Origin of the sequence: Nitrospira sp. (assembly GCA_005116745.1) — a bacterium.
Lineage (GTDB): Bacteria > Nitrospirota > Nitrospiria > Nitrospirales > Nitrospiraceae > Nitrospira_D.
Map to the genome: position 1 here is coordinate 139,510 of SWDS01000006.1, position 12,637 is coordinate 152,146.

11 protein-coding genes are annotated in these 12,637 nt (G+C 56.0%); 7 read left to right on the forward strand and 4 right to left on the reverse strand.

Annotated features, from left to right (window positions below; translation table 11 throughout):
* Window positions 1–77: 77 nt before the first annotated feature.
* The gene (gcvP, locus tag E8D52_06270; protein ID TKB68604.1) at window positions 78–2,966 is read right to left on the reverse strand and encodes an aminomethyl-transferring glycine dehydrogenase; all 2,889 of its coding nucleotides are present in this window, start codon (window positions 2,964–2,966) and stop codon (window positions 78–80) included.
* A gap of 294 nt (window positions 2,967–3,260) precedes the next feature.
* Here gcvP and E8D52_06275 point away from each other — a divergent pair, with 294 nt between their 5' ends.
* The 4 genes from E8D52_06275 (at window position 3,261) to E8D52_06290 (ending at window position 8,012) form a co-directional block, all read left to right on the forward strand.
* Window positions 3,261–3,914, forward strand: coding sequence for a nuclear transport factor 2 family protein (locus E8D52_06275; protein ID TKB68605.1), 654 nt, complete (start codon window positions 3,261–3,263; stop codon window positions 3,912–3,914).
* A 305-nt stretch (window positions 3,915–4,219) separates the two neighbouring features.
* Complete coding sequence (locus tag E8D52_06280) at window positions 4,220–4,891, forward strand: response regulator transcription factor (protein ID TKB68606.1); 672 nt, start codon at window positions 4,220–4,222, stop codon at window positions 4,889–4,891.
* Between the two features lie 93 nt (window positions 4,892–4,984).
* The gene (locus tag E8D52_06285) at window positions 4,985–6,388 is read left to right on the forward strand and encodes a HAMP domain-containing protein (GenBank protein TKB68607.1); all 1,404 of its coding nucleotides are present in this window, start codon (window positions 4,985–4,987) and stop codon (window positions 6,386–6,388) included.
* A 133-nt stretch (window positions 6,389–6,521) separates the two neighbouring features.
* Window positions 6,522–8,012: a DegQ family serine endoprotease gene (locus tag E8D52_06290; protein ID TKB68608.1), complete on the forward strand. Its 1,491-nt coding sequence runs from the start codon at window positions 6,522–6,524 to the stop codon at window positions 8,010–8,012.
* A gap of 85 nt (window positions 8,013–8,097) precedes the next feature.
* Here the strand turns inward: E8D52_06290 and purU are convergent, their stop codons facing one another.
* On the reverse strand, window positions 8,098–8,964 hold the full coding sequence (gene purU / locus E8D52_06295) for a formyltetrahydrofolate deformylase (protein TKB68609.1): 867 nt from the start codon (window positions 8,962–8,964) through the stop codon (window positions 8,098–8,100).
* A gap of 64 nt (window positions 8,965–9,028) precedes the next feature.
* Complete coding sequence (gene rimO / locus E8D52_06300) at window positions 9,029–10,486, reverse strand: 30S ribosomal protein S12 methylthiotransferase RimO (GenBank protein ID TKB68610.1); 1,458 nt, start codon at window positions 10,484–10,486, stop codon at window positions 9,029–9,031.
* A gap of 82 nt (window positions 10,487–10,568) precedes the next feature.
* On the opposite strand from rimO, the gene E8D52_06305 reads away from it, so the two are divergent.
* Window positions 10,569–11,108, forward strand: a complete 540-nt coding sequence (locus E8D52_06305) for a gamma carbonic anhydrase family protein (GenBank protein ID TKB68611.1) — start codon at window positions 10,569–10,571, stop codon at window positions 11,106–11,108.
* Here the strand turns inward: E8D52_06305 and E8D52_06310 are convergent.
* Complete coding sequence (locus tag E8D52_06310; GenBank protein TKB68612.1) at window positions 11,098–11,829, reverse strand: hypothetical protein; 732 nt, start codon at window positions 11,827–11,829, stop codon at window positions 11,098–11,100. The two genes, E8D52_06305 and E8D52_06310, sit on opposite strands and share 11 nt — an antisense overlap.
* Window positions 11,830–11,927: 98 nt before the next feature.
* Between E8D52_06310 and E8D52_06315 the strand changes: the two genes are divergently transcribed.
* Together E8D52_06315 and E8D52_06320 are read left to right on the forward strand one after the other, a co-directional pair.
* On the forward strand, window positions 11,928–12,167 hold the full coding sequence (locus tag E8D52_06315) for a hypothetical protein (GenBank protein ID TKB68613.1): 240 nt from the start codon (window positions 11,928–11,930) through the stop codon (window positions 12,165–12,167).
* Window positions 12,164–12,481 (forward strand): type II toxin-antitoxin system RelE/ParE family toxin, encoded by a 318-nt coding sequence (locus tag E8D52_06320; GenBank protein TKB68614.1) that lies wholly within the window; start codon window positions 12,164–12,166, stop codon window positions 12,479–12,481. The genes E8D52_06315 and E8D52_06320 overlap by 4 nt, the downstream gene beginning before the upstream one ends.
* Window positions 12,482–12,637: the final 156 nt, after the last annotated feature.

A 12,637-nucleotide genomic window follows, 5' to 3' on the forward strand; every position in this document is an offset into this window, starting at 1 on the left:
ATCAGGCAAGGAGAGGTAGAAACGAAGCCCCTGGCTGGTGAGCCAGCCAGGAGTCGGACATGGTACAGGAGGTCCTGCTAGTTCTGATACGTCTCAATCGGCGGACAGCTGCACACCAGATGGCGGTCGCCATAGGCCTCGTCGATACGGCTCACGCTCGGCCAGAACTTGCTGCTTCTCAGCCAGGGTGCGGGAAATGCCGCCTGTTCCCGGCTATAGGGACGATCCCATTCCGTGGCCGTCACACTCGCGGCGGTATGAGGGGCGTTCTTGAGCACATTATTCGTGCGCGGCTGGCGGCCGTCGACGATCTCCTGAATTTCGGCGCGGATCAGGATGAGCGCCTCGCAGAACCGATCGAGTTCGCTCTTGGCTTCGCTTTCTGTCGGTTCGATCATGAGGGTACCGGCCACCGGGAACGACACGGTTGGGGCATGGAAGCCGTAGTCCATCAATCGCTTGGCGACATCCATCGCTTCGACCCCGGCGCTCTCCTTGAATTCACGGAGATCCAGGATGAACTCGTGAGCCACCAATCCGGAATCGCCCCGATACAGAATGGGGTAATATTTTTCCATCCGCTTGGCCATGTAGTTGGCATTGAGGATGGCCACCTGTGTGGCTTTGGTCAATCCGTCCCGCCCCATCAAGGCGATGTACACCCAGGAAATCGGAAGGATGCCCGGGCTGCCGAACGGAGCTGCCGACACAGGACCAATGGCTTGAGGCCCACCAAGCTTGACCACGGGATGCCCAGGAAGAAAGGGCACGAGATGCCGTGCCACTCCAATCGGTCCCACACCGGGCCCTCCACCTCCATGGGGAATACAAAATGTCTTATGGAGGTTGAGATGGCAGACGTCCGCCCCGATGTCCCCTAGGCGGCAGAGGCCCACCATGGCAGTCATATTGGCCCCGTCGATATAGACTTGACCGCCATGGGTATGGACGATTTGGCAAATGCGCCGCACACTTGCTTCAAACACCCCGTGAGTTGACGGATAGGTGAGCATCAAGGCTGATAGTCGATCTCGATATTGAGCGGCCTTGGCTTCCAAGTCGGCGACATCCACGTTTCCGTTTCGATCACATGCGATGACCACCACCGTCATGCCGACCATGGCGGCGCTAGCGGGATTCGTGCCGTGGGCTGATACGGGGATTAAGCAGACGTCTCGGTGTGTTTCTCCCTTCGCTCGGTGGTATGCCCGAATCATCATCAGGCCCGAATATTCGCCCTGTGACCCCGCGTTCGGTTGGAGCGAGAACGCTGCAAATCCGGCAATCTCAGACAACCACGATTCGAGTTGTTCGAACAACGTCCGATAACCATGTGTTTGTTCAATTGGCGCGAAGGGGTGCAAACGAGCGAACTCCGGCCACGTGACCGGCAGCATTTCCGTGGTGCCGTTCAGCTTCATAGTGCAGGAACCCAGCGGGATCATGGAGTGGACAAGAGAAAGATCTTTGGCCTGTAGTCTGTGGAGATAGCGGAGCATCTCGTGCTCGGAGTGGTAGCGATGGAAGACCTCATGCGTCAAGTATTTGCTCGTCCTGGCCAAGGGGGACGAGTAGTTGAGATCGATGGTGTCAGCGAGATCGGAAAGACGGAACGGCAACTGGTCATGCCCGACGAAGATGTGCAGGAGACGGTGCACTTCTTCCTCGGAGCTGACTTCATCGAGTGAAATGCCAATGGAACCGTCTTCATAATGTCGGAAATTGACTCCGTGTTCGTTCGCCCTGGTCGCTATTTGATCAGCTTGAGCTTTGGGGACCGGTATCCGAACCGTATCGAAGAAGACTTTCGGCAATACGTCGAATCCAAGCCGACGCAGTCCTTCAGCCAATAGCAACGTAAGGCCGTGTACACGTTCGGCAATCCGACGCAACCCGTCCGGCCCGTGGTACACCGCATACATGGCGGCCATGACGGCTAACAAGACTTGAGCGGTGCAGATATTACTGGTGGCTTTCTCACGCCGAATATGTTGCTCCCTCGTTTGAAGCGAAAGCCTGATGGCTGGTTTGCCGGTCACATCCTTCGAGACACCAACGAGGCGACCCGGCACCTGCCGTTTGTATTCCTCTCTGGTCGCCAGAAACGCAGCATGGGGTCCACCGAAGCCGATGGAAACACCGAAGCGCTGTGTCGAACCGACGGCAATGTCAGCGCCGAATTCCCCAGGTGAGCGGAGCAAGGTCAGGGCGAGAAGGTCAGTGGCAACCGCGACGAGAACACCAGCCTCATGCGCCTGTGTAACCAATGTGCTGAAATCACTCACATAGCCGTCTGTGGCCGGATACTGTAACAATAGGCCGCACAGCTGAGGATGCGAACAATCAACGGACGAGGCGACACCGGTCTTGATGACGATACCCAGAGGCTCGGCTCTGGTCTGCAACACTGCCAAGGTCTGTGGATGGCAGTCGTGCGAGACAAAGAATTCATTTCGTTCATCGCCGGTGTTGCGGGCGATCGTGTAACACATCGCCATCGCTTCGGCTGCAGCGGTCGCTTCATCCAACAGCGAGGCATTCGCCAGCGGGAGACCGGTCAAGTCCGCCACCATGGTCTGGAAGTTCACAAGCGCTTCTAAGCGGCCTTGTGAGATCTCGGCTTGGTAGGGGGTGTATTGCGTATACCAAGCCGGGTTTTCTAGAATATTTCGCTGGATCACGCCCGGGGTGACGCAATCGTAGTACCCCATGCCGATCAACGATCGATAGACCTTATTTTGGGATGCGATGTCTTTCAGGCGGGCCAGGACGGCCTGCTCGCCGTCACCGGCTGGAACGTCAAGAGCTCGCCGAAATCGAATATCAGGAGGAATGGCGGTATCGGTCAATGTGTCGAGCGACAGCAGGCCCAATGTGGCCAGCATCTCCTGAATATCGGCCTCGGTGGGACCTAGGTGCCGGTGAATAAAGTCATCAGTCGGTTGGCGCCAATTCTGAGTGGTCATGAATTCAGCTACCCTCTGTTCAGGTCGGAGAGAATTTGGTTGCGTGGTGCTCCCTGTCAATCGCGGGCAGCGTACCATGGCATCAGTCCTTTTCCAAGAGACCAGGCCCGCTTTTCGGAGATGTTTTCGTGGTCATGACAATTGCTGCGTGGCGAGGAGGCCTTATCTGAAACAGCCCTCGGGCTCGGCACGTGCTCCGCGGAGTACATCGGCCTGCAGCGCCGCAGGCTTTGATTGCTTTTCACATAATTCACGCTATTGTTACCTCATATCTTCAGTCTGGAGAGCTGACCGATGGTCGCCACGAAGCAGGGGACCGCTGAGCGAACCGAGAAGCGAGCGCCGCCACGCTTCTCGATGGTAAAAGCCATCGTGATTCTCTTTGTGCTGGGCACCACAGTGGCCATCGGATACGCAGGGTACGCGATTTTCAAGAATCAGAGTCTGGTCAACAAGTTTCTGGCTCCCCATCTTCCAACAAGTCAGCCCAGCGTGGTGCTCACAGATTCGCAGTTGAAGCCCCTCCAGCCCGATGTCCGTCTGACTCGTGAAGGGATCGACCATCTTCTCGACGCACTCGACGAAGCGGTTCGACGAAAAGATGTCGACGGCGTCCTGCGCCACATTGCTCACGACGTGACCATCACCATTCATCTGAAACAAGGCCCGCAACAACAGATGGCCATGCTGACGCGGGAAGATTACCGAAAAACGCTCGCCATGAGCTTCGCCTTTCCCAGCGCCCACGACTTCACTCGTACGAATACGTCCGTGTCCTTGGCCGTCGATGAACGGAGCGCGAAAGTCTCCTTCAAGTCGACAGAGACGCTTCGCCAGGCCAATCGAGAATTCAAGACGGAAGGTGAGGAAACGCTGGTCTTCATGATCCGCGATGGCAAGCCCATGATTACCTCTCTCGAACAGACCTTCCCCGGCGATTCGACCTAACAGGATGCGGAAAAAGACCGCCAGCGGCGTTCTCACATCGCTCAGAAGCTCAACGTACGGCCCAGAGTACGATTCGCCTCTTCGCTCGCTGCGGCCTTGCTGGGCGGCCATTTTGCGCATCCTGCAAGGCTGTTCAACGTCGTCTCACACCTCAATATCCGTGACGGCGACAGAGATCAACATGAGTTTTTCCGCAGCCTGCTAAGTCCCCGCTTCGTGACGAGTGAGAGCCACTGTACCCTTCAAGATTCACAGTCATCGGTCTGGTATAATCACCCCGCTGCTCAATATTTGTTGGGGTGTGTATGCGCGTGCTTGTCATAGAAGATGAAACCAAAGTCGGTTGTTTTATTAAGCGGGCTCTCGAAGAAGAGAGCTATGCCGTCGACCTCTTTGAGGACGGTGCCAAGGGATTGGAAATGGCCCTGGCGACCAACTATGACCTCTTGGTCGTCGACGTGATGCTGCCCTCCATGTCTGGTCTGGATGTGCTGAAGAATATTCGTCGCGAACGGGTCCACACACCGGTGCTGATTCTCTCGGCGCAATCCCAGATCGACCAGCGGGTCAAAGGATTGGATGCTGGCGCCGATGATTATCTGACCAAACCGTTCGCGATCGATGAACTCTTGGCGCGTGTTCGAGCCCTGTTGCGTCGTGGAGCATCTGAAAGCCCTGGAATTCTACAGGTGGATGATCTGATGCTCAATCCGGCAACCCGTGATGTCACCCGGGGTGGGCAACGCATCGATTTGACGCTGAAAGAGTATGCCTTACTTGAATATCTGATGCGTCACACCGGCCGCGTCCTCACTCGGCCCATGATCTCCGAACATGTGTGGAATCAAGACTTCGACACCTTTACGAACGTCATCGATGTCTATGTGAACTACCTTCGGAACAAAATCGATCGAGGCCGAACCAAGAAACTGATCCATACCATTCGCGGTAGCGGGTATATGCTGAAGGCCGACTAGCGTGAACCTGACACAGGCCCCGTGCGTACGCAGTGACTTGAGGCGCAGCGAACGGACGGCACGACGTCGTCACCACCGAGCAGGAGCTGATCCATGCCGCTACGCGTCCGGCTGACCCTGTGGTATGGGACCGCCCTAGCCCTGGTCTTGATCATTTTCTCCGTCGTGCTGTACGCCATTACGGCGAGAAGTCTCCGCGACACCGTCGATGAATCGTTGGAAGATACGGCCATGACGGCGGTGCGGTCGCTCGAAGAGCGAGGATTTCTTCCACTGATCAGCGAAGAGGAACTGCTCTCGCAATTTCCTGAACTGACGCGAATCGATAAGTTCTTCCAGATCTTCAGCCCCTCTGGCACGATCACGATCCGTTCTCCGAATATCAAACAACACGAAGTTCCGCTGAGCCGAACCGCCCTTGATGCCACGTTGGCCGGACAGAAAATTTTTGAGTCGGCCAAGTATCCTAAGGAGCCTCCGCTGAGGCTGATTTCCGTGCCGATCGTGTATCGAGGCAATCTCCTGTACATCGTGCAGGTCGGTACGTCGATGGAATCGGTTGGAGAGACACTCCAGCGCTTCCTGGTGCTGCTGGTTGTGGCAATCCCCATCGCCCTGGCTGTGTCTCTGGCAGGGGGATGGTTCTTGGCAGGACGCGCGTTACGGCCTGTCGATAAGATTACCCTTGCGGCGCAGCGCATTGCCGCTGGGGACTTGAGTCAACGCCTGAGCATGCCGGCGGCTCACGACGAAATCGGCCGCCTGGCCGACACCTTCAATAATATGATTGGCCGACTGGATACGTCGTTTCGCCAGATTCGTCAATTCACCAGCGATGCCTCGCATGAGTTGCGGACTCCTCTGACGGTGATGAAAGGCGAAACAGACCTGGTGTTGCGGCGCCCTCGTTTGCTCGACGACTATAAATCGGTACTGGAGAGCAATCTGGAAGAAATTGATCGAATGACGCGAATCGTCGACGAACTGTTGTTTCTCTCACGTGCCGACATGGGTGAAGTCAGAGTGGAGTCGCTGCCTGTCGCCATGGAGTCGCTGGTGGAGGATATTCATCGTCAGGCCAAGTTGCTTGCGCAGGACCGCCATATTGAAGTCCTGTTGGGAACCGTCATGCCAGTGGTGGTTCAGGGCGACGACTTGCGGCTTCGTGAGCTGCTGCTCAATCTCGTCGAGAATGCGATGAAGTATTCGCATTCTGACGGGAAGGTCGAGATCGCGCTGTTGAATGACGGTCGGGAGGCCAGGTTGTCGGTGACAGACCATGGGATCGGTATTGCCCCTGCTGATCATAAGAAGATTTTCCAACGCTTCTTCCGCACCGACGTTGCCCGAGGCCATACCAAGAAGGGGACGGGTCTCGGCCTCGCCATCTGTGCCTGGATTGCGGAGTTGCAGAAGGGCCGGATAGAAGTCAAAAGCGATCTTGGTCAGGGATCGACCTTCACCGTTGTCTTACCGCTCGCTCACCCCACTGCTTAGTAAACTTTAATCGTTGGTTAATCTCGTTCTCATCCCAGGTTGTTATGTTCCTTGCAACTGCAAGGCAGGGGTTACCCGATCGTAAGAACTAGGAATCACGGGTTTCCAATCAACCAGGCTATGGGGAGGGTGTATGTCATCACATCTGCGTAGGAAGGTCGGGTCCGCGATCGGAATCGGTCTCATGAGTGGAGTCGTGGTTTGGGGTGGGTACTCGTTGAGTGCGCCCCAGGCATCCAGTGCGCCGACTTCAACTCCAGCGGCCGCGGTCATCACAACTCCCGCGAGCGGGTTCACAGACGTCGCAAGGCAAGTTACACCAGCGGTTGTCAATATTACGACGGTCATGACTGAAAGGGTTTCGGACGGATCCCCTCTCCCCGATGAACTACGAGACCGTATGGAGGAATTTTTCGGCAAACCCTTTGACCCACGGCGTCGGGGGCCGCAACCTCCCGGGGAACATCGAGGACCTCGAAGGGGTCAGGGATCAGGCGTGATCATCTCTGCTGACGGATATGTGTTGACCAACAATCATGTGATCGACAAGGCTTATGAAGTACGCGTCACGCTTCCCGACAAGCGAGAATTCAAGGGCAAGATTATCGGAGCTGATCCGAAAAGCGACCTCGCTGTGGTCAAGATCAACGCCAGCAGTCTTCCCGCCATACCATGGGGCGATGCGTCACAACTACAGGTCGGTGAGTATGTCTTGGCGGTCGGTAATCCCTTCGGGTTGAATTCCACCGTGACGCTCGGGATCGTCAGCGCTGTTGGCCGCGGCCATATGGGGATCACTCAGTACGAAGACTTTATTCAGACGGATGCCGCTATTAATCCCGGTAACTCAGGCGGCGCACTGGTCAACACCAGAGGTGAGCTTGTCGGTATCAATACAGCCATCTTTTCGCAGACGGGTGGGTATCAAGGAGTGGGCTTCGCGGTCTCTACAACGATGGCCAAGCCGATCTATGAGAGCCTTGTCAAGACCGGTAAGGTGGTCCGAGGGTATCTGGGGATCGGTCTTCAAGACTTGAACCAGGATCTGGCAACGTCCTTCAGTATGAAGGATTCGAAAGGCGCCTTGGTGAGCGACGTCAAGGAAGACAGCCCGGCTGACCAAGCTGGACTTAAGCAGGGCGATGTGATCATTGAGTATCAGGGGATCCTGATTGAGGATGGTGTCGCACTGCAACGGATGGTCACCAGGACTCCAGTCGGCAGCAAGGTCCCGGTGAAGGTCATGCGCGATGGGCGCGCGCGGGATCTGACCGTGCGGGTCGGGGAGCAGCCGGAGCTGGAGAAAGTTGCGAAGAAGGTAGAAAGTGGAGAGCATGACTACGCCTTAGCCGGTCTGTCTGTTGAGGATTTGAATCAGAACACCGCGCGCGAGTTGGGCATCAAAGGCAAGGCTCAGGGAGTCGTCGTGACGAGCGTTGACCCGGACAGTGGTGCGGAAAGGGCCGGACTCGTACCTGGTGATGTCATTCAAGAGGTCAATCGGAGGCCGGTCAAGTCTGTAAAGGAATTTGAGAAGGTGTCTTCAGATTTGAAGAAGGGGGACAGCATCCTGATGCTGGTCAACCGCCGTGGGGGATCACTGTTTCTGTCAGCAAAGATCTAACATCGTGTCCTCGGTTTCAAACAGAAGGGGAACGGATACAAATCCGTTCCCCTTTCTCTTCTACTATCGTTGGATCGTCACCGATTCAATCAAACACGACCGTCTTTCTGCCGTAGACTAACACACGCCGCTCAATGTGGCGCCGCACGGCGCGCGCCAGCACGACCTCCTCCAAGTCGCGTCCTTTCCGTACGAGATCGTCCACGGTATCTCGATGTCCGATGCGAATCACGTCTTGTTCGATGATCGGCCCTTCATCCAAATCTTGAGTTGCGTAGTGTGCCGTCGTCCCAATGATCTTGACGCCGCGGTCGTAGGCCTGCCGGTAGGGATTGGCTCCGATAAAGGCCGGCAGAAAGGAATGGTGAATATTGATGACTGGGCAGCCGACCTGAGCCAAAAAATCCGCAGTGAGGATTTGCATATAGCGAGCCATCACCACGAGCTCCACCTGGTGCTCTTTCAGGAGCGCTAAGACCTGCTGTTCCTGCTGCGGCTTGGTCTCCTTCGTCACAGGATAGACGGCGAACGGAATCTTGAAGAGCTCTGCCCAGCTCGCACAGGTGTCGTGATTTGAAATGATAACGGGAATATCGATGTGCAGTTCGTCTCGGCGGTGCCGCTGGAGGAGGTCGGCGAGACAGTGATCTTGTTTCGAGACCAGCAGACCAACGCGTGTTCGTCGGCTGGACGGATACACTTCACAGCGCATCTCATACACTTTCGCGATGGGAGCAAAGGCGGACGAAATGTCGTCTGGTGGGATCTGGAATCCCTCCGTGGCGAACTCCATGCGCATGAGAAAATCGTTCGTGTCCTTGTCAGTGTGATGGTCCGAATCCAGGATGTTGCCGCCGAAATCATGAATGAATCCCGACACGCGTGCCACGATGCCTCTACGGTCTTTGCAATGGATCAACAGAATGATCGAATCTTTTCCCTGTGCCGACATCGGTGGTCACTCCTCTGTTGGTGGTTGCGATGAGTCTAGCAGGAGCAGCAAGGAACTACATTTCCTAGACGGGAGCCGTGACGATGCGCCCGACGAGGTCAAAGGCTGCGGCATCGGTAATCTCGACCTTACAGAACTCACCAGGTGTGGGAGAGGAGACGTTGTGACGGGCTGGGCCCTGTGGTGTGGTATCAGACGGGCCCTCGTCGATGTAGACGACACCATCGATTTCAGGAGCGAGCCCCTCGTGGCGGCCTTCCAGAACATGTTCCGTTTCCTCGGATCGTCCATCGACCAGTACCTCGATGATGGAACCGACTGTAGCCCTTCCTTTGGCGGCTGAAATCGACTCCTGAATGGAGAGGATCTCGTTACGGCGCTCATCCATGACGTCCCGCTCGACTTTTTCGTCGAGGCCGACTGCCCCAGTGCCTTCTTCATCCGAATAAAGAAACACCGCAACGCGGTCAAACTCCGCCCGTTCCACGTAATCGCGAAGCTCGGTATAGGCGGCATCGGTTTCTCCCGGGAAGCCGACAATAAAGGCTGTTCGAAAGGCCACCGTGGGGATGCGGGTCCGGATACGATCGACGAGAGACTCAATGGCAGCGCGATTGCCCAGCCGATGCATGCGTTTAAGCATCCGGTCATTGATGTGTTGAAGCGGCATGTCGATATACTTCGTGATCTTTTCTTCCCCGGCGTAGAGGTCGAGGAGGTCATCCGTGACTTGTTGGGGGTACAGGTAAAACGGTCTGATCCACCGGAGTGTCTCAACCTTCACCAACTCACGAAGTAGCTGGACGAGGCCGTGGCGAAGACCAAGATCGACTCCGTAGTTGATCGTATCTTGCGAGATCAGGTTGATCTCTTTGACACCCTCAGTGGCGAGCTGGCGCGCTTCAGCGACAATGGATTCCACCGGCCTGCTGCGCTGCTTCCCGCGCATCAACGGAATCGCGCAAAAGGTGCAATTCCGGTTACAGCCTTCGGCGATTTTCACATAGGCGCTATGCTGCTTGCCGAGCCTCACGCGAGGTGCGAGTTCATCGTAGAGATAGGGAGGTTGACTGATCCAGAGACGTCGATGTCGTTTTTTAGGAGCCAACAAGTCTCGGCAGATCTCCGCAATCTTGCCGAATTCTCCGGTGCCGACCACCGCATCCAACTCCGGTAACTCTTTCAGCAAGTCTCCTTGATACCGCTGTGCGAGACACCCGGCTGCAATCAAGACACGGCAGGTTCCAGCTTTTTTCAGCTGCCCATGTTCGAGGATGGTGTTGATCGATTCCTCTTTGGCTTCTTCGATGAAGCCGCAGGTATTGACGATGACCACGTCAGCTTGTTTCGGGTCGCTGGTCAGCTGAAACCCCTCGGTTACGAGACTCCCGAGCATGATTTCCGAATCGACCTGATTTTTGGAACAGCCAAGATTGACGAAACCAATAGTGGTTGTGGTTCCTTTTATCTTGGCGGGTTTGGCTGATCTGGCGCGTTGAGGGATGATGAGGGGCTGAGACATGGAGGCCAGTCTACGGGAGGGTTAAAAAGTCTGTCAATTAGACTCTTGCGGGGGGCTGGCCACTTCCCCTAGAGTACGCCTCATGATTCGAACTTTTCAGGGCATCAGACCGACGATCCCCACATCATGCTTTATTGAAGAAACCGCTGTCGTGATCGGCGATGTGGTCATGGGGGAGGGTTGCAGTGTGTGGTTCAACGCCGTCATCCGGGGCGATGTCCACTACATCCGGATCGGAGAACGGACGAATGTCCAGGACCTCTGCATGCTTCATGTGACGCACGACACCCACCCGCTCATCATCGGCAGCGACGTCACGATTGGCCATAATGTTGTGCTGCATGGGTGTACGATTCAGGATCGCGTGCTGGTCGGAATGGGCGCGGTCATTATGGACGGGGCAGTGATCGGGGAAGACTCCGTTGTGGGTGCCGGCTCCTTGGTGGTGGAAGGAACGGTGGTTCCTCCGAAGAGCGTCATCCTTGGCTCGCCCGGTCGGGTGCGGCGTGGCGCGTCGGAGGCCGAACTCGCCTGGATCAAAGAGTCAGCCGCCAATTACATGAAATATGCCCGGCAGTATATGGACGACTCGTCGAAGCCGCCGACCGGATTTAGACTTTAGCTCCTTTCGGTTTGCGATAGTTCGTTTCCAAGCCCCCAATCTTCATAAAGCAGACTGGATCGCCGACCAGAGCCGTCGGAAATTGCTCTCGTTCAACGAGATACGGAATATTCTTGCGATGGCACCAGTCCGCGATCCAGATCACTTCCTCTGTTGAGGTGGTTACCAATCCAGGCAGGCTCAGCTTCGGCATAACGCGATCGACTATCGAACGTACAACGCGGCGCTGCTGTTCAAATTGGTGTGGGTCAAACGTCACCGGATCGGCATTGCCGTAGGACAGAGGGGCCAGGTGAGGAAATCGCTCCGGATCGTTCAAGACGCTCACAATCCAGAGATGGTCGAAGAGGCCAGAAGCTAGAGAGGCATCCTGTGCTCTAAACTTCACGGGTAGAGATCGGCAGGCACGATTGAGGACCGTCACTTCAGACCGTCGGAGATTGTAGGGCGCAACCTGGCGTTGAAGCTCGATCACTTCTACTAATAAGGCCGGCAGCTCGGTCACGCCGGCTCCGACGTATAGACTCCGCCCGCTATGCGGCAACTTCCGTACGAGAACTTCGGCCATCTTGGTTCCCAGTCGCCGGCAGGGTTCCCGCTTCTTACGCCAAAACTCATCACCACCTTCGTAACAGTAGACGGACTCGAGCCGCTTGTAATCGAGGTGATCAAAGACGGAGGCGATAGCGTGCCGAGCTGAACCAGATAGGCGTTTTCCCATGGCCGCTCACTTATGGCACAACGCATGACCAAAAATCGATGCAGACTTCTCGCTGAGCCAACCTTTCATTTCTGCGGAATATGGGCTAGAGTATCTTCATGGCTCCATCCACTCAGCAACTCCTCAAGGATGCGCTGCAGCTGCCGGATCAACAGCGTGCGGAACTAGTCGTCGAATTACTTGATAGCCTTCCACCGGCGGAACTGGGACAAGTGCGAAGTGACGCAGCATGGCTTGCGGAAATTGACCGCCGCGCACGGGCAGCGCAGGCTGGAGTTTCCGGCGTCGCCTGGGAAGAGGTGCGCAAGCAGGTGCTGGATCGCCTGCCCAAACGGTGAAATCAGTCAGCTTCTCACCTGAGGCTGTGATGGAGTTGGCTGAGGCTGCCTCGTGGTACGAAACCCGCCAACCTGGACTCGCCATAAGATTTCTTGAAGAAATCGATCAAACAGGACACGCGATACAATCTCGTCCCCTCTCGTTTCCCCGGCTGGCCGATACGGCTAAGGATCTCCAGATCCGGCGAGCCTTACTTCCTCGATTTCCCTATGCACTTGTGTTTCTTGAACTTCCGACCGAAATCCGGGTTCTCGCAGTCGCCCACGCCAAACGCCACCCCGACTACTGGCTTAACCGCCTGCAAACCATCTGAAGCACATTCATCGATCAATGCCTTCGCTTTCATAACTCTCCCTGGAATGCGCGGTGGAGCATGGAGTGAAAGAGGTCATCTAGTCGGCGGCGGGATGCGACTTGCCGCGATTTCATCACCTCTGATCGCGGCGACAAACGTTGATTTGTCTAGTGT